The organism is Streptomyces sp. NPDC059092 (assembly GCF_042756365.1).
Taxonomy (GTDB): domain Bacteria; phylum Actinomycetota; class Actinomycetes; order Streptomycetales; family Streptomycetaceae; genus Streptomyces.
In genome coordinates, this window is sequence record NZ_JBHZEJ010000024.1 from 46,823 (window position 1) to 62,227 (window position 15,405).

General features: G+C 72.8%; 17 protein-coding genes and 1 pseudogene. 5 read left to right on the plus strand and 13 right to left on the minus strand.

Features of this window, described 5'->3' with window-relative positions; genetic code table 11:
- Positions 1 to 119: 119 nt before the first annotated feature.
- From ACFXPL_RS16590 to ACFXPL_RS16620, 7 genes are all read right to left on the minus strand, one after another.
- The gene (locus ACFXPL_RS16590) at positions 120 to 1,868 is read right to left on the minus strand and encodes an ABC-F family ATP-binding cassette domain-containing protein (RefSeq protein WP_384919025.1); all 1,749 of its coding nucleotides are present in this window, start codon (positions 1,866 to 1,868) and stop codon (positions 120 to 122) included.
- A 178-nt stretch (positions 1,869 to 2,046) separates the two neighbouring features.
- Entirely contained in the window at positions 2,047 to 3,279 is a 1,233-nt protein-coding gene (locus tag ACFXPL_RS16595) for a ParB/Srx family N-terminal domain-containing protein (RefSeq protein ID WP_384919027.1), read from the minus strand.
- 121 nt (positions 3,280 to 3,400) lie between these two features.
- Positions 3,401 to 3,988 (minus strand): hypothetical protein, encoded by a 588-nt coding sequence (locus tag ACFXPL_RS16600; RefSeq protein ID WP_384919029.1) that lies wholly within the window; start codon positions 3,986 to 3,988, stop codon positions 3,401 to 3,403.
- Entirely contained in the window at positions 3,985 to 5,592 is a 1,608-nt protein-coding gene (locus ACFXPL_RS16605; RefSeq protein WP_384919032.1) for a hypothetical protein, read from the minus strand. Before ACFXPL_RS16605 ends, ACFXPL_RS16600 begins: the two co-directional genes overlap by 4 nt.
- Entirely contained in the window at positions 5,589 to 6,413 is an 825-nt protein-coding gene (locus ACFXPL_RS16610) for an ABC transporter ATP-binding protein (RefSeq protein WP_384919034.1), read from the minus strand. Before ACFXPL_RS16610 ends, ACFXPL_RS16605 begins: the two co-directional genes overlap by 4 nt.
- A gap of 35 nt (positions 6,414 to 6,448) precedes the next feature.
- Positions 6,449 to 7,294 carry a zf-HC2 domain-containing protein gene (locus ACFXPL_RS16615; RefSeq protein ID WP_384919036.1) on the minus strand — a complete coding sequence of 282 codons (846 nt, stop codon included), beginning with the start codon at positions 7,292 to 7,294 and terminating at the stop codon, positions 6,449 to 6,451.
- On the minus strand, positions 7,291 to 7,866 hold the full coding sequence (locus ACFXPL_RS16620; protein WP_384919039.1) for an RNA polymerase sigma factor: 576 nt from the start codon (positions 7,864 to 7,866) through the stop codon (positions 7,291 to 7,293). Before ACFXPL_RS16620 ends, ACFXPL_RS16615 begins: the two co-directional genes overlap by 4 nt.
- A 359-nt stretch (positions 7,867 to 8,225) precedes the next feature.
- On the opposite strand from ACFXPL_RS16620, the gene ACFXPL_RS16625 reads away from it, so the two are divergent.
- Positions 8,226 to 8,660 carry a helix-turn-helix domain-containing protein gene (locus tag ACFXPL_RS16625; RefSeq protein ID WP_384919041.1) on the plus strand — a complete coding sequence of 145 codons (435 nt, stop codon included), beginning with the start codon at positions 8,226 to 8,228 and terminating at the stop codon, positions 8,658 to 8,660.
- Positions 8,661 to 8,667: 7 nt separating this feature from the next.
- On the opposite strand, the gene ACFXPL_RS16630 is transcribed toward ACFXPL_RS16625, so the two are convergent.
- The 4 genes from ACFXPL_RS16630 to ACFXPL_RS16645 form a co-directional block, all read right to left on the minus strand.
- Positions 8,668 to 9,276, minus strand: coding sequence for a ClpP family protease (locus ACFXPL_RS16630; RefSeq protein WP_384919044.1), 609 nt, complete (start codon positions 9,274 to 9,276; stop codon positions 8,668 to 8,670).
- 1 nt (position 9,277) lies between these two features.
- Positions 9,278 to 9,937: an ATP-dependent Clp protease proteolytic subunit gene (locus ACFXPL_RS16635; RefSeq protein WP_384919047.1), complete on the minus strand. Its 660-nt coding sequence runs from the start codon at positions 9,935 to 9,937 to the stop codon at positions 9,278 to 9,280.
- Between the two features lie 140 nt (positions 9,938 to 10,077).
- Entirely contained in the window at positions 10,078 to 10,989 is a 912-nt protein-coding gene (locus tag ACFXPL_RS16640) for a phosphorothioated DNA-binding restriction endonuclease (RefSeq protein ID WP_384919050.1), read from the minus strand.
- Between the two features lie 34 nt (positions 10,990 to 11,023).
- Entirely contained in the window at positions 11,024 to 11,269 is a 246-nt protein-coding gene (locus tag ACFXPL_RS16645) for a hypothetical protein (RefSeq protein WP_384919053.1), read from the minus strand.
- A gap of 45 nt (positions 11,270 to 11,314) precedes the next feature.
- Here ACFXPL_RS16645 and ACFXPL_RS16650 point away from each other — a divergent pair, with 45 nt between their 5' ends.
- The 4 genes and pseudogenes from ACFXPL_RS16650 to ACFXPL_RS16665 form a co-directional block, all read left to right on the plus strand.
- Positions 11,315 to 11,536, plus strand: a complete 222-nt coding sequence (locus tag ACFXPL_RS16650; RefSeq protein ID WP_384919055.1) for a Scr1 family TA system antitoxin-like transcriptional regulator — start codon at positions 11,315 to 11,317, stop codon at positions 11,534 to 11,536.
- Between the two features lie 22 nt (positions 11,537 to 11,558).
- The gene (locus ACFXPL_RS16655; protein ID WP_384919058.1) at positions 11,559 to 11,786 is read left to right on the plus strand and encodes a DUF397 domain-containing protein; all 228 of its coding nucleotides are present in this window, start codon (positions 11,559 to 11,561) and stop codon (positions 11,784 to 11,786) included.
- A 296-nt stretch (positions 11,787 to 12,082) separates the two neighbouring features.
- Positions 12,083 to 12,652, plus strand: coding sequence for an SMI1/KNR4 family protein (locus tag ACFXPL_RS16660; protein WP_384919062.1), 570 nt, complete (start codon positions 12,083 to 12,085; stop codon positions 12,650 to 12,652).
- A 165-nt stretch (positions 12,653 to 12,817) separates the two neighbouring features.
- Positions 12,818 to 13,049: pseudogene (locus ACFXPL_RS16665) on the plus strand (IS5/IS1182 family transposase); the annotation flags it as partial.
- Between the two features lie 460 nt (positions 13,050 to 13,509).
- Here ACFXPL_RS16665 and msrA read toward each other — a convergent pair.
- Positions 13,510 to 14,175, minus strand: a complete 666-nt coding sequence (gene msrA / locus ACFXPL_RS16670) for a peptide-methionine (S)-S-oxide reductase MsrA (protein WP_384919066.1) — start codon at positions 14,173 to 14,175, stop codon at positions 13,510 to 13,512.
- Positions 14,176 to 14,262: 87 nt separating this feature from the next.
- Positions 14,263 to 15,327: a hypothetical protein gene (locus ACFXPL_RS16675; RefSeq protein ID WP_384919069.1), complete on the minus strand. Its 1,065-nt coding sequence runs from the start codon at positions 15,325 to 15,327 to the stop codon at positions 14,263 to 14,265.
- Between the last annotated feature and the right edge of the window lie 78 nt (positions 15,328 to 15,405).

The window sequence follows — 15,405 nt, forward strand, 5'->3', positions numbered from 1 at the left end:
GCGGCGCGCCGACCGGGCGGCGGTTCCCCTGCACCGGGGGCCTTCGTCTCTTCCCTTGTTCCGCCAGGCAGTCAGGCGGTCAGGCCGCCAGGCGGTCAGGCGGTCAAACAGCCAGGCCGTCAGTTCCGGAGCTGCCGCTCCATGGCCGCCTCGGTGACCACCCGCCCCGCGCGCAGTTCCACCCGCGTGCCCGCGAACTCGCCGCGGAAGCGCCGGTCGTGCGAGACCACCACGACGGCGCCCGGGTAGCCCCGCAGCGCCTCCTCCAACTCCTCGACCAGGCTGAGCGCGATGTGGTTCGTCGGCTCGTCCAGGACGATCAGATCGGCGGGCCGGGCGGCCAGCCGGGCCAGTTCGAGCCTGCGGCGCTGGCCGACCGAGAGCGCGGCCATCGGTACGGCCAGGTCCTCCCGCCGGAACAGTCCGAGGGCGAGCAGTTCGTCCGCGTACTCCTCCGGCGGCCCCGGCCGGCCCGCCGCGTACGCGTACAGGAGCGGACGCCGGGACGGTACGGCGGGCAGCTCCTGCGGGAGGTAGCCGATCCGTGCGGCGCCGCCGGGCGGGCCCGTGACCGTACCGCTGTCCGGGCGCAGGTCGCCCGCCAGCAGCCGGAGCAGGGTGGTCTTCCCCGCGCCGTTGGGGCCCGTCACGAGGAGGCGGTCGCCCGCCCTCACGCGCAGGGCCGCCACCCGGAGCCGGTCGCCGACGGCCACCTCGTCAAGACCGGCCACCGTGGGCCGGGACCAACCGGCCGATGAACCGGCCGACGTGCCGTCGCCCGTGCCGGAGTCCGTGCCGTCGCCGGGGCCGGAGCCCGTGCCGCGGCCCGTGCCGTCCTCCGCCGGTACGGCACGCAGCGCCGCCGTGAACCGCAAGGGCTCCGGCGGCGCCGGGACCGGGGCGCGGCGCAGCCGGTCCAGCCGTTCGCGCGCCGCCCTGACCTGCCCGGACAGCTTCGCCTCGTGCGAGCGGCGGTGCTTGCCGAACCCCTCGCCCGGGTCCCGGCCCGTGGACGCGAGGCGCTGGCCCGCCGCCTCGACCAGTTCCTCCGTGCGGGCCACTTCGGCCAGCCACTCCAGATGGTCCTGTTCCCGTCGGCGCCGGGCCGCGGCCTTCGCCGTCCGGTAGCCGGCCCAGCCGTCGCCGTACCGCGTCACCGCCCTGGTGTCCCGGTCGACCTCCAGGATCGTCGTCGCGATCCGTTCGAGGAACGCCCGGTCGTGGGTGACGGCGAGCACCGTCCCGCGGTGCGCCCGGAGCTGTTCCTCCAGCCAGGTGGTGGCCTGGAGGTCGAGATGGTTGGTGGGCTCGTCGAGGAGCAGCAGTTCGGGCGCCGAGGCGAGGACGCAGGCCAGCGTCAGCCGCGACCGTTCCCCTCCGGAGAGCGAGCCGAGTCGCCGGTCCCGGGGCAGGTGCGCGAGGCCGAGGGCGCCGAGCGCGGCGTCGACGCGCACGTCGGCCCGGTAGCCGTCACGTTCGTCGTACGCCGTCAACAGGTCGCCGTACGAGGCCAGTTCCGCCTCGCCGGCCGAGCCGAGGGCTGCCTCGGCCGCCGCGATCCGGCACTCCAGCTCGCGGAGGTCGGCGAGGGCCGCGTCGACGGCGTCCTGGACGGTGCGGGCGGGGCCGAGATCGAGGGTCTGGGCGAGATGGCCGACGCCACCGGGGAACGCGACGGTGATCTCGCCGCTGTCCGGCCGTTCGGCCCCGGCGAGCAGCCGCAGGAGCGTCGACTTGCCGGAGCCGTTCTCGCCGATGACGCCGGCCTTCTCGCCGGGGCGTACGGTCAGCGAGACCTGGTCGAGAACCGACCGGTCGCCGTACGCCTTGGACACGTCTTTGATCGCCAATTGGGCGCGTTCGCGCATGCTTCTTCCTGGTGTGTCATGCCCGTCCCCTCGGGGCGCTGCGCAGCAGCGGCACGGCTCAGCGAGGGGTGCCGGGCGGGACTGATGTCGGACCTGCGGTGCGGCAGGTACGGATCACAGGAAGAAGTAGTGCTTGAACATGGCGTCCAGGCTAGCCGGGACGCGGTGCGCGCCCCAGTTATTTCTTGTGGTCGGTCTTACCGGGCTTTCCCGGCTTTCCCAGCTTCCCCGGCTTGGCGGGCTTGGCCGGGAGGTGGCTTCGGTAGTCCAGCGCGTATGCCAGCTTGCCGGGCTTCGCGTCGGTGATCGGCGCGCTCAGCTTTCCGAACTCCCCGCCGGTCGGCTTCTTGCCGTCGTTCCACTCGGCCATCCGCCCCAGCTCGTCGGCGGTGCGGCCGTCGGAGATCACGGTGTCCCCCGGCGTCCCCGACATCGTCTCGGACGCGCCGCGCACCGCGGAGAGGTAGGAGGCGGGCGAGGTCAGATCGTACGAGCCGAGGTCGACCCGGTCGCGCAGCCAGGTGCCCCACAGGAACTCCAGGTACTCGGCGGCGTCGTCGGGCGCCTGGTAGCCGATGTCCCGCGTGAAGTAGACGAGGCTGCGGTAGCGGTCGTCGTGGAAACGGGCCAGGCCGAGCCGCTGCGGAAGCTGGGCCGTGGTGATCGGGCGGTTGTTCTCGTCGCGCAGCCACACCCACTTCTTGTCCTGCATCGTCCGCCAGAACGCGGAGGTGCCCAGACCGCTCAGATTGGCGGTGACGCGCAGCCGGATGTGGGTCTTCGGGCCGCCGTCGGCCGTCTCCAGGAACGACGTGAGGGTGTGGTGCCCGTCGGTCAGGTACAGCGCGCCGCCGGGGCCGACGACGACCGTCTTCATCGCCGCGCGGGTCTCGTCCGTCTCCTGGCCGACGGCGACGGTGCAGGTGAAGCTCGACGGCTTGGTGAGGGCGGCGCCGGCCGGAACCTTCGCCGCCTCCTCCTGGCCGTTGGTCTCGCACCAGTCGTCGAAGCGCTTGTTGAAGTCGCCGTTCTGCTCGTCCTTGGTGCTGCTGTAGCGGCCGAGCTTGTAGTAGATCTGGTCGAAGCCGACGGACGGCTGCGTGGGGCGGAGCTGGTCCAGCGTCACGTCGAGGAGATCACCGGTCCGCGCGCACTTCGCCTTCGTCGCCGCGCTGGAGTGCGTGGCGCCGTGCTTCGTGCCGCACTTCGCGGAGGGGGAGCCGGCAGTGAGGGATGTGGCGGGGGCGGCGACCGCCGGGGCGCCGCTCGCGACCGCGCCGCCCAGGGCCAGCGCGACGGCGGCCAGCCCGGCCGCCGCACCGCGCGTCTGCTTCCGTGTCGTCCGTCGGCGGGAAGTACGCGGCGCGGGCGTACGGTCTGAGGCGGGTCCGGGGCCGGGTGTGCCGGGCATACGGTCTCCACAAGTCGGTGGGCGGGCAGGACAGGTCGGCGGGGGGCGCGGACATCCACTCATTTCTCCCCGCCCCGGCCGGTGGCATCCGTACGACGGTGGAGTGGCCGCCAGGTGAACGTCAACGGCGCGGGCCCGCCAGTGCGTACGCCGCCCCGCCGCCCACGGCGAGGACCACCGCCGTCCAGAGCGCGGCGGTGGTCCCGGGCGGCTGGAGCATCCACGTCACCGCTTGCGTCCAACTCGCCTCCGTGGACGGCACGAAGAGCGATACCGCGCACCATCCCAGCGGCAGCGCCCACGCCGTCCGGCCGCCCCACAGCCGCGCCCCGAGCGCGACGGACCCCGCCGCCCCGGCCGCGTTGACGACGACGTAACCGGCCTCGAAGGCCAGTGAAGTCGGCGTGCACAGCAGCAGGACCGCCCCGGCGAGCACCCCGATCAGTGCGACGTGCGCCGCCCGGAGCGGCGCCCAGCGCAGCGCCGCCGTACGGTCGAGCGCCGCGTCCTGCCCGCTCAGCCCGGTCGCGGTCGCCGCCACCGCGGCGGCCAGCAGCAGCGCCCGTATCCGCGGATCGACCGGCGACCAGACGGAGGCGAACCACCCCGCCAGGGCCGCGGTGAGCAGCACCCCGGCGAGGGCGGCGGGGAGATGGCGGGAGCGGGCGTACAGGGCGGGACCGCGCAGCACCGAAGGCGCTCTGCTCACCGGGCGCCACCGCTCGCGGCGCCCGTGGAGCCGGTGGATCCCGCAGAGCCAGTGGAACCCGTAGCCCGGGCGGCGGCACCGCCCGTACCGCCCGTACCGTCCGTCAGCACCTTCAGCAGGTCCCGCTCGCCGCCGCGTACGGTGCCGTCGCCGTCGCAGGTCAGCGTGGCGTCCCGCAGGGCCACGATCCGTGCGCGCTGTTCGCCGGCGGGCAGCGCGCGCAGCGCCTCCCAGGCGGGGCGCGCCAGTACGCCGGCGTCCTCGCGCAGGTAGGCCAGGCCGGGCAGCGGCTTCAGCTCCCCGGTGAACCAGGCGGCGGCCACCGTGCGCGCCGCCCACTCCCGTACGGCGCGCTTCTCGTCGTACGCCCGCTCCTGCTCCTCCGTGGCCAGGTCCGCGTGCGGGTCGAGACAGGGCGCCGTCCCGGCTCCGGCCAGCAGGGCGCGGGTGGTCTCCTCCGGGGTGGCCCCGTCGAGGTGCCGCGCCTCGAAGTCGACGGGCAGGACCGCCGCGTCGCGCCGTACCGGAGTGCCGGGCGGCCACGGCGTGACCTCTTCCCGTACGGACGTCGGCGCGCCCGGAAGCCGGGACAGCAGCCGCAGCGCCTCATCGGCGGGGGCGGCGAACCCGTCCAGCCGGGACTCGTGCAGGCGCGTGACACAGACGCGGCCCTCGCACACCGGCTCCGTCACCGACGCGTCGACGATGTACGTGTCGTACGTGTCGCCCGGCAGCAGCGGCAGCGCGACCGCCGCGCCCAGCGCCATCGGCGCCAGCGCGAACAGCCGGGCCCGGACCCGTACGGCGCGGGCGGCCCGCCGCCCCACGGTGACCAGCAGCAGAAAACCGGTGGCCGCCACGCCGAGCAGCCACAGCGCCTGCCCCGCGCTCGCCTGCCAGGCGACGGTGAGGAACGCGCTGCTCGGGCCGGACAGCGAGGGGGAGAGCAGCATGACCTGCTGCGGCGCCGGATCCGGCAGCACGTAGCCGCTGAGCACCACCGCGCACATCAGGGTCACCAGGCCGAGCGCGGGCGGGGTGAACCGCGACGGTACGGTCCTGGCGATCCCCATGCCGAGCCAGCCACCGGCGATCAGCGCCAGCACCCCGACCGTCACGATCGGCAGCCAGCCGAGCTGCGGATGGCCGTTGTTGGTGACGACCTGGACGACCCCGGACAGGAACACCAGCAGGTAGGCGACGGTGAGGGTGAGCGCGAAGGCGGTCGCGTTCCCGGCTCCGCGGTGCCAGGCGGGGCGCGACGCGGTCGCGAGGAGTTCGGACGTACGGGAACGGTGGTCCCGCAGCCCCTGCACCGCCCCGGCGACCACCGCACCGGGCCACAGGAACACCAGGATCTCCCGCTGCCACCAGGCGGCCGCCGTGTAGCCGGCGGTCCACCGCTCGTCGCCGTGCGTCCAGGGGCCGGTGAGCAGATGGAGGTAGGCGAGGGAGACGACCAGGACCAGGATGCCCGTCAACAGGGCGGCCGAGCGCCGGAGTTCGATCCGCAGGATCCGCCCGAAACCGGTTCCGCGACCGGCCGCGGCCGTCATGTCCGGTACGGGGGCGGGAAGTACGGAGGCGGGCGGGGAGGCGGTCACCAGGCACCGCCCTTCCCCTGCTCGGGGCGGGCCAGGAGCGCGGTGTAACCGCGTTCCAGGGGACTGTCGCCCGCGTGCTCCTCGCCGCCCGCGGCGGAGAGTTCGTCGGGGGTGCCGCGGAAGACCAGCCGGCCGTCCGCGATGAGCACCACGTCCGTACAGGCCGCGGCGACGTCCTCCACCAGATGCGTGGAGACCACCACGCAGCTCTCCGCGCCGAGTTGGATCAGCAGCTCACGGAAGCGCAGCCGCTGCGCCGGGTCGAGCCCGACGGTCGGTTCGTCGAGCAGCAGGACCGCCGGGTCGTTGACGATCGCCTGCGCGATGCCCACGCGGCGCACCATGCCGCCGGAGAGGGTCTTCAGCCGGTGGTCGGCGCGGTCGGCGAGGCCCACGCGCTCGACGGCGCGCTGGACGGCGCCGGGGACATCGTGCGCGGGGACCTCCTTGAGCCACGCCATGTACTCGACGAACTCACGGACGGTGAAGCGCTTGTAGTACCCGAACTCCTGCGGCAGATAACCGATCCGGCGCCGCAGCTCACGCTGTCGGCTCTGGTCACCGGCGGCGGCGCCGAGCAGTTCCAGGGTGCCGGAGACGGGGTTCAGCACGGTGGCGAGCGCACGGATGAGAGTGGTCTTGCCCGCCCCGTTGGGCCCGAGGAGCCCGTGCACACCGGTGCCCAGCTCCAGGTCGAGCCCGTCGACGGCGATCTTCCGCCCGCCCGCCCGTACGGTCAGCCGCTCCGCTCTGATCTCCCAGGCATAGGTCCTGGGTGCCACTTCGGCGGCGGTCACGGCACGTGTCACTGCACGCGTCATGGTCGAACCTCCTCACTTGTCGGTCTGGATCGTTGTCAGCGCTGGGCGCCGAGGACGGTGAACGCGCCCCGGCGGGCGACCACGACGGCCACCCCCAGCACGAAGAGCACGCCCCACACCGGCAGGGCGCCGGTCCGCAGGGCGAAGGACGTACCGCTCGTCGTCATGGCCGGCACCACGATCCCCCCGGCCCACACCGTCACCAGAGCGGTCGCGGCGCGCGTCACCCCGATCAGCCCGCCGAGCGCGAGGGTGCCGGTGGTGAAGGCGAGACAGGGCAACAGCCACTGCGCGAGCGCCGTACCGGTGAGCCAACCGGCCACCGCCAGCACGGAGATGACCACGACGAGCATGGCCGTCGTCCGCCTGAGCACCAGAGGGAGCCCGGCGCGCGGGGTGGCCGTGACGATCTCGTACGCCGGATCGAGCCCGCGCGCCCACGACACGACGACGCCGAACACCGGCAGGACCGGCGCCAGCAGCGCGACGAGGGAGAGCGACTGACCGGCCACGGCCTCCAGGAACACGGCGACAAGCCCGGCGGCCACGGTCATGCAGAGCCAGGGCACCATCACCGGCGACGCCCAGGACGCGAGCGCCAGGTGGCGGGCCCGCCGCCGCACGGGCGCCGTGCCGGGGAGCCGCGGCGCCAGCTCCGACCAGACACCGTCGACGAGCGTGGTGACGGCCGGGGCGTGCGCGGCGGCGGCGGTGGCGAGGCGCCCGCGGCAGACGGCGCAGGACTCCAGATGGGCTTCGAGGGCCCAGACACGGTCGGCGGGGATGCCGGTGTCGCCGCGGGCGTACCGCAGGACGAGCCGCTCGGAGGCGTGCCGGGCCCCCTGTTCCGCATCGGTCTCTTCCCCGGTCTCTCCGCTCATGACAGAGCCTCCCGCATCGCTCTCCGTGCCCGCCGTGCGCGGGTCTTGACGGTGCCTTCCGGCACACCGAGCAGGACGGACGTCTCCCGTACGGTCAGCCCGTCCAGCACCATGGCCCGCAGTACGTCGCGCAGTTCGGGCGCCAGCGCCCCCAGCGCGTCCCCGACCTCGCCGCCCACCGAGCCGGCCAGCACCTCGTCCTCGGCGGCGGGCGCCACGGCCCCGGCGGCGCCCCCCTGTTCGGCCACCGCCTCCGGCAGCCGCGCGTGGTGCGCGCGCCGCCGGAAGGCGTCGACGAGGCGGCGGGCCGCGATCGTCCACAGCCACCCGACGGCGGACCCGCCGACCGCGGCCCCCGCGAACGCGCTCGCGGCGCGCCACACGGCGAGGTACGTCTCCTGCATGACCTCGGCGACGATCTGCTCGTCGGCACACCGCCTGCGCAGCCGAACGGCCAGCCAGGGCGCCGTACGCCGGTACAGCTCCTCGAACGCGGCGCGGTCGCCCTTGGCGACGAGCCGGACGAGTCCCTCCTCGTCCAGCTCCGCGGGTGTCCTCCTGCGTGTTCTCACACCGGCCAGACGCACGGAGGGGGCGCCGGGGTTTTCCATCCCGTGTGCCGTGCGTCACATCGGGGGGATGGGGTTCGGCCCGGTGGAGGCCGAGGCGGCCGTCGGGTGGCTCGTCAGACCTCCGTGAACGGGGGGACCGTGCGTCCCGTGTGCTGCGTGAGGCGGGCGAATCGGTACACGGGCCGGCCAGCGACTGGTGTCGGTACCGGTCGGTCGACTCGAAGTCGGGTGCGCGGTGGTCGGGGTGGGCGCCACCGGCGCGGTGGACGAGGCGCGGGAACTTCTGGAGCCCCGACCGTTTCGCCGGGGGCGGAACCCGGACCCCTGACGGCCGGGCCCGACCCCCCTACGCTGAGAGGGTGACCAGCCACACGCCGGACCGAGCCCGCGTCGTACCCCTGCGCCCACGTACGACGGAACCCGCCCCCGCGCGCGAGAAGCAGGCCAGGGAACCCCTCTGGCGCCATCTCGTCGGGGACGTCCTGCGGCGCGAGCGCCAGGCTCAGGAGCGCACGCTCAAGGACGTGGCCGAGGCGGCCCGTATCTCCATGCCGTACCTCTCCGAGCTGGAGCGCGGCCGCAAGGAGGCGTCGTCCGAGGTCCTGGCCGCCGCCGCGCAGGCCCTCGGACTCGGACTGGCCGATCTGCTCGCGCTCTCCCACGGCGAACTCGTCCGCCTGGACCGGGCCCGCCGGGAGCGCCCTTCCGGCGGTTCGGGCGACGGTACGGTCACGGCGCCGGCGGGGCGGAGCACGCGGGGAACCCGCCCCGGCGACGTGCGCCTCGCGGCCTGACCGGAGGTCAGCGAGCCGGGACCCTCCTCCGGCTCAGCACCTCGTCGGCCAGCCCGTACGCCACCGCCTCGTGCGGTGTGAAGACCCGGTCGCGGTCCATGTCCGCGCGCAGGGTCATCACGTCGTGGGGGGTGTGCCGGGAGAGGATCTCCTCGACCTCCGCCCGGATCCGTACCATCTCCTTGGCCTGGAGGCTGAGGTCGGAGACCGTCCCCTGGTGGCCGCCGCTCGCGGGCTGCCCGAGCAGCACCCGGGCGTGTTCGAGCACGTACCGCCGCCCCGGGTCCCCGCCCGCCAGCAGTACGGCGGCGGTCGAGGCCGCCTGGCCGACGCAGAACGTCGAGATCGGCGAGCCGATGAAGGTCATCGTGTCGTAGATGGCCATGAGCGAAGTGGACGATCCGCCGGGCGAGTTGAGGTAGATCGAGATCTCGGTCCCCGGGTGCGCGGACTCCAGGTGGAGCAGTTGGGCGATGACGACGTTCGCGACACCGTCGTCGATCTCAGTGCCGAGGAAGATGATCCGCTCCGACAGGAGACGGCTGTAGATGTCGTACGCGCGCTCGCCGCCCTGCGGTGTGCGCTCGATGACCGTCGGAATCGTGTACTGGCCCATGTCAGAGTCCGATCCGTCGCTGCGCACCGGCCGGCCGTACGTCGTCCAGCGACGAGACGACCCGGTCGACCATGCCGTACTCCTTGGCCTGTTCGGCCGTGAACCACCGGTCGCGGTCGCCGTCCCGGGAGATCGTCTCCGTCGACTGGCCGGTGTGCTGGGCGGTGATCCGCTCGATGGCCCGCTTCATGAACTCCAGGTTCTCGGCCTGGATCGCGATGTCGGCGGTGGTGCCGCCGATGCCGGCCGAGGGCTGGTGCATCATGATCCGCGCGTTCGGCAGGGCGGCGCGCTTGCCCTTCGCGCCCACCGTGAGCAGGAACTGCCCCATGCTCGCGGCGAATCCGATGGCGAGGGTGGCGACGTCGTTCGGGATGAGCTGCATCGTGTCGTAGATCGCCATCCCGGCGGTGACCGAGCCACCGGGGCTGTTGATGTACAGCCCGATGTCGCCGCGCGGATCCTCCGCCGACAGGAGCAGCAACTGCGCGCAGACCCGGTTCGCGGAGACATCGGTGACCTCGGTGCCGAGCACGACGATCCGCTGGGTCAGCAGCCGCGCCGCGAGATGATCGTCGAACGGCGTGGCCGCCGCGCCCGTGCCCTGTTCGGAGGCGTACGCGCTCGATGGGAAATCCAGGTCGGTGACGAGTGGGGACATGGGCCCTCCTTGGGGGCGGCGCGGCGCCGGTCGCCGCGCGTTCCTCCCCACCCTTGCCCGGTCGCCGCCCTGACGACGGGTCTCTCGGCCGTCGGCAGATCAGCCAACAGCAGAGGGACGGATCGTCCGCTCAGACGGGCTCAGACGGGCTCAGGCGTCCGGGCCTCCCCACGGAACACCTGCGCCGTATGCCAGTCGACGTGTTCGGCGGCCACGCCGGTGCTGCCGCTCTGCGGACCGACGAGCGCCCGCCCGCTCAGGTCGAGCACATGGCTCCGCGCGGCGGCCCCGCGCCCCACGAACTCCCGCGAAACGGTGATGCGGCGCCGGGCATCCAGCCCCAACACCCCCCGGTCGAAGAGCTTGTGGTGCAGCGAACACAGGCACAGCGCGTTGGACAGCTCGTCCGGCCCGCGGAACGCCCACCACCGCACATGCGCCGCCTCCAGCCCGACCGGCACCCCGCCGAGGGAACCGTCGAACCCGCAGAAGGCGCACCGGTATTCGTAGGCGACGAGCACCTGTCCGCGCAGCTCGACACCGCGCCGCCGGTCCTCCCGTACGGCCTCGGGCGCGGGGACCGGCCGTACGGCGGCGTCCACCTCCAGGTCGAGCCCGATGTCGGCGGCGATGTCGGCGTGGAGCGAGGGCGGGAAGTGCGTGTCCAGCAGCAGATGGACGAGTTGCCCGAGCAGCCCCGGGTCCGCGGCGAGGGCGGCCCGCAACTCCGGTACGAGCCGCCCCTCCGCCCCGCTCGCCCGCAGCGCCCGTACCCCTGTACCCGGACTCGCGCCCCCGGCGTCGGTCCGCACGGCCCACACACCGTCGCTGGTGAGATGGTGGAACGGATACGCGGGCGACGTCGGGTTGGTGGGCCCGTAGTTCCGCAGCAGCTCACGCAGGTCCCGCTCGATGTCGGAGTAGCGCAACCCCCGCTCGGGCCCGTCCCTGAACCGCCCCAGCGCGTACAGCATCAGCAGCGGCTTGTGCGGCGCGCGCACCCCGTTGCCGGTCCACTGCCGCAGGCTCCCCACCCGCTCCATCCAGTCCATGACACGCGACTGTAGGCACTACCGGTTCATACCGTCAGGCGGCCCCGGGCACCCACACCACCCGCGCAGTGGTGTCGTCGCCCCGGCCGAACCTCCCCACGGCCCGATCCAGCGAGGCCACGCTCATCCGCGTGCCGCCGCAGACACTCACGATCTCGGCATGCCCGTCGAACGCCATCCCCCAGGCGGCGACCCGCGCGTCCGCCTCTTCCGGCCCGTGGCCGGCGGGCTCGTACGACTGGACGACGGCGAAGAGCCGGGGCGCGGTGTCGGCGACCAACTCCTCCGTGAGGGCGATGAATTCGGCGCGGGTGAGGGGCGGGACGTGGGCGGGAGCCCCGGACTGGAGGGGCCGTTCTCGATCCTGACGCTGCCGGCGCCCATGCCCGACATCGGCTATACGGAGGGCCCTGCGGGCATGTTCTACATCGAGGACCGCGAACATGTACGAGCGTGGACCCTGCGGTTCGGCATCCTCACCGAACTGGCCCTCTCGCGCGCGGAGTCGAGGGACATGATCTCCGAAGCGGCGAAGCTGTACGCGTAACCTCAACGAAGGGAGCTGTCACATGACGCGGACGGACCCGGTGCGGCAAGCGCACTGGCACAAGAGCAGTTACTCGGGCGGCGGCGACACCGGCGGCGACTGCGTCGAAACCGCCCTCCTCCCCGACGGCCGCATCGCGTTCCGCGACAGCAAGCGCCCGCACGCGGCCGTACTGGCCTTCGGCCGCGCGGAGGCGGCGTCCTGGCTCCGGTACGTCAAGGCGGCGGAGCCTCGCGGTCTCGCGGACTGAACCGGGCGGGGTCCTCGGCCGGCCTGCCGAGGAACAGCGGCCGTGTCCGTGAGGATTTGGCGGGCGGTCACCTCGCCGAGCCGGTCCTGCACTTCGGGCCGGAAGGTGCCAGGCGGTCGTGGGGGCAGGAGGCTTGCTCGGAGTACTATCCCTGCGAGGTCCGCAGGCCGGCGCTCTCCAACGTGGCTTTCGGCGGGACACGTTTCGGGCCTACGGCGCCCGGCCTCGCCGCTTCGAGCAGTGAGCCCGCAGCGGCGCAGTCGTTTGGAGCATCCGTGCAGAGGAGGCGCAGGAGAATGAGCGTGGTGGAGAGCTGGTCCCGCGTGATGAATCTTCTTCAGCAGAATGCCCCGGCCGATCACGCGGAGCTGCCTGGGCCCGCTACGGAACAGATGCTCGCTGCCGCCGAGGAACGGATGGGTATCCCCCTTCCTCCGGATCTGCGGGCGTGGCTGCTGCAGAACAGTCTGGATCTTCCTGAGGAAGACGTGGACGACGATGTGGCATGTTGCGGCTTCGCCGGCTTCCCGGATGAAGGCAGCTTCTTTCTGGGTATCCGGGCGATGTCGGACCTCTACGCCAACCGCTCCAGGCCCGGTGGATTCGACCCACCGGACCAGCCGGACATTCCGTTCTGGCGCAATGAGTGGATCCCGTTCCTGTCGGACCAGGACGGCTGGATGGGAAAGTTCATCGACGCGCGGGACGGGCGTATCGGCAGGTGGTTCGTGGGCGAGATCACGACCACGGGCGAGTACGAATCACTGGCTCACTATTTCGACTCCGTGGCGGAGATGCTGACGAAGATCGCCGATGGAAACCATCCGGTCTGCGAGGTCGACGAAGGCCGACTCGTCTGGTCGTGACACAAGGTGTCCCCGGTTGTTGGGGGGACACCTTTCCTTGCGTATTCGCAGCGTGGCCACCGGTGGGGGCGCTGTAGGCGGCGTGGGAGCGGGGGCCGCGAGGGGCAGGGGGCGTGCCGTTGAGGAAGAAGTCCGACGTCTCAGTCCAACGTCACAGAAGCCCTATTGGTGCCCTGTCCCGCCTCACCCGACCTGCCTCACGCCCTGTTCGAGTGGGTCACGATGCTCATCGGCACCCGCGAGGGTGACAGACGGTGCAAACTCCCGCCGCACCGGGATATCCGTCGGCACCGCCCCTGCCGACGTCACAGCCGTCACCAGCATGCTCGCCGACCAGGCCCCGGGCCTGCTGAGGACGCTGCGCGAGCATGACCCGGAGTCCGTTCTTCTCGACGGCCTTGAACTCCGCGACAGCGACGCGCACGGGGTCATCGGCCGCGTCCGCCCCCGTCCTGGTCCTTGGTTCGAGCTGGTTCTCCATGGTGCTGGCCGCTTTTCTCTTCGCGGCCGGGACCGTGACCAGATCGGGGTCGCCGACTCAGGGCGACGTGGGACCGCCGGGGCCGAGTTGATTGAGCCGCCTGTCCGACGACTGGCGCTCGGCCACCGTCTGCTTCTGCTGAGCCCATTCTTCCTCGAACGTCAAGCCCCCCCCCCGCCCCCGCCGCGCCGCACCCGGCTCCCGGCCCCCGAGCCCGGGCCCCCGCCCGACGCGGTGCCCCGGACTCGGGAGATCATTTTCATCAGTCTTGGGAAAGCGGTCAGCCGTCTCCCGGGTCGCACACGTAATGAGCGGGGCATGTACACGGGGCGAGCACGCGGCCCGGGAACGTGGCGCCGACGGATCCGCGCGGCGGTCACTCGCCCGCCGACGCCACCCCGATCGGGCACGAGACGCCCGTGCCGCCCAGGCCGCAGTAGCCCGCCGGGTTCTTGTCCAGGTACTGCTGGTGGTCGGCCTCCGCCGGGTAGAAGGGGCGGCCTTCGGACGGGAGGATCTCCGTGGTGATCGTGGAGTAGCCGTTGCCCGTCAGGACCTGCTGGTACGAGGCGCGGGACGCGTCCGCCGTCGTGGCCTGGGCGGGGGAGTGGGGGTAGATCGCCGAGCGGTACTGCGTGCCCACGTCGTTGCCCTGGCGGAAGCCCTGGGTCGGGTTGTGGGACTCCCAGAAGACCTTGAGCAGCTCGGCGTACGAGACGGTCTTCGGGTCGAAGACGACGCGGACCGCTTCCGTGTGGCCCGTCAGGCCCGAGCAGACCTCGTCGTACGTCGGGTTCGGGGTGAAGCCGCCCTGGTAGCCGACCAGGGTCGTCCAGACGCCGTCCGTCTGCCAGAACTTGCGCTCGGCGCCCCAGAAGCAGCCCAGGCCGAAGTCCGCGACCTCCAGGCCCTCGGGGTACGGGCCCTCCAGGGGGTTGCCGAGGACCGTGTGGCGTCCGGGCACCGCGAACGCGGGCTCCGGCCGGCCGCGCAGGGCCTGCTCGGCGGTGGGCAGCTCGGGGGTGCGGCGGGACAGGAACATGGTCGGCTCTCCTCGGCTGTGGGGACTGTCCGTGACAACGCGTGAATCACCTGGCGCATTCCGGCCCGCGCTGAGCGCAGGACCGGCTCACCCGGCCTTGCGGACCGCCTTTTCGCGCGCCGCCGTGTACGCCAGCCTCGCGTCCCCGTAGTAGCGCCACGGAAGCGCCTCCACATAGCCGTCCACCAGCCGGAACTGCTCCAGCGCCGCGTCGTACCTGCCCTGCTCGGAGAGGAAGTGGGCGAGCAGATGGCGCAGCTCGGCGAGGTGGGGATGGTCGGCCGGGGCGGCTGCCGCGTCGATGAGCGCGGCGTCGACCAGCGCTGTCATCTCGGGGTTCCGGTGGTCCGGTGTCTCCGCCGAATCCTTGAGGAGCGCCTCGTACCAGGCGATCAGCGGGAAGGCCGACATCAGGCTCCCGGGCGGAGCGCCCGCCGCCGCGCGCGCCGCGAACTCACGGGCCAGTTCGTCGGAGCCCCGCCACTTCGCGCACCAGTACTGGAGGGCGCTGTAGTGGGCCGCGTAGTGGTTCGGGGCGAGGGCTGTCAGCTCGGTCCAGAGCCGGCGCATCTCCTCGTGCGGATAGCCCAGGCCGATCCCGGTCCAGATCTCGGTCACGTACGGTGTCGGGTCCCGCGGGTTGAGTTCCGCGGCTCGCGCGATCTCCTCCTGCGAGCGGGCCAGCGTCGTGTGGAACGCGTCGAACTGTTCGCTGCTCGTCTGTGCGGCCCACTGCCCGCCGCGCTGCCTCCACGCCAGGATCACCGTGCCGCGGGCCCGGACGACCGCGGCGTCGGGGTCGTCGGGACGGGCCTTCTCCCAGGCGACGAGCCAGCCGTCGCCCTTGGCGGCCGCCTCACCGAGGCTGTACGCGTACGACGAACGCCGGTCCCAGTCCGTACCGGTCGCGGCGAGCAGGTCGGCGGCCGGCTGCCAACTGCCGTTCCTGGCCGCTTTGAGGGCGCCCGTCAGCTCGGGTACGGGACGCGCTGCGTGATGCTCGTCGAGCTGGTCCAGGGGCAGCAGCCCCAGCTCGACGGAGCGGGCCGACTGCTTGACCGGGGCGGAGGCGTCCGACGCGCCGGAGCGTCGGTTCCTGAACCAGAGAAAGGCGAGGACCGCGACGGCGATCACCGGGAGAAGGTTGGTCATGGCGTTCCTGTCGGCGGGCGGAGAAGGCGGACACCAGGGGAGGAGGCACGCCCGGGTCCCGGCAGCTTCTCCCCCACG

Excerpts from the sequence above, each read along its gene's own strand:
- ACFXPL_RS16590 (WP_384919025.1), bottom strand. The coding sequence starts at position 1,868 with ATGCGCGAACGCGCCCAATTGGCGATCAAAGACGTGTCCAAGGCGTAC.
- ACFXPL_RS16595 (WP_384919027.1), bottom strand. The coding sequence starts at position 3,279 with ATGCCCGGCACACCCGGCCCCGGACCCGCCTCAGACCGTACGCCCGCG.
- ACFXPL_RS16610 (WP_384919034.1), bottom strand. The coding sequence starts at position 6,413 with ATGACGCGTGCAGTGACACGTGCCGTGACCGCCGCCGAAGTGGCACCC.
- ACFXPL_RS16615 (WP_384919036.1), bottom strand. The coding sequence starts at position 7,294 with ATGAGCGGAGAGACCGGGGAAGAGACCGATGCGGAACAGGGGGCCCGG.
- ACFXPL_RS16630 (WP_384919044.1), bottom strand. The coding sequence starts at position 9,276 with ATGGGCCAGTACACGATTCCGACGGTCATCGAGCGCACACCGCAGGGC.
- ACFXPL_RS16635 (WP_384919047.1), bottom strand. The coding sequence starts at position 9,937 with ATGTCCCCACTCGTCACCGACCTGGATTTCCCATCGAGCGCGTACGCC.
- ACFXPL_RS16640 (WP_384919050.1), bottom strand. The coding sequence starts at position 10,989 with ATGGACTGGATGGAGCGGGTGGGGAGCCTGCGGCAGTGGACCGGCAAC.
- ACFXPL_RS16655 (WP_384919058.1), top strand. The coding sequence starts at position 11,559 with ATGACGCGGACGGACCCGGTGCGGCAAGCGCACTGGCACAAGAGCAGT.
- ACFXPL_RS16660 (WP_384919062.1), top strand. The coding sequence starts at position 12,083 with ATGAGCGTGGTGGAGAGCTGGTCCCGCGTGATGAATCTTCTTCAGCAG.
- msrA (WP_384919066.1), bottom strand. The coding sequence starts at position 14,175 with ATGTTCCTGTCCCGCCGCACCCCCGAGCTGCCCACCGCCGAGCAGGCC.
- ACFXPL_RS16675 (WP_384919069.1), bottom strand. The coding sequence starts at position 15,327 with ATGACCAACCTTCTCCCGGTGATCGCCGTCGCGGTCCTCGCCTTTCTC.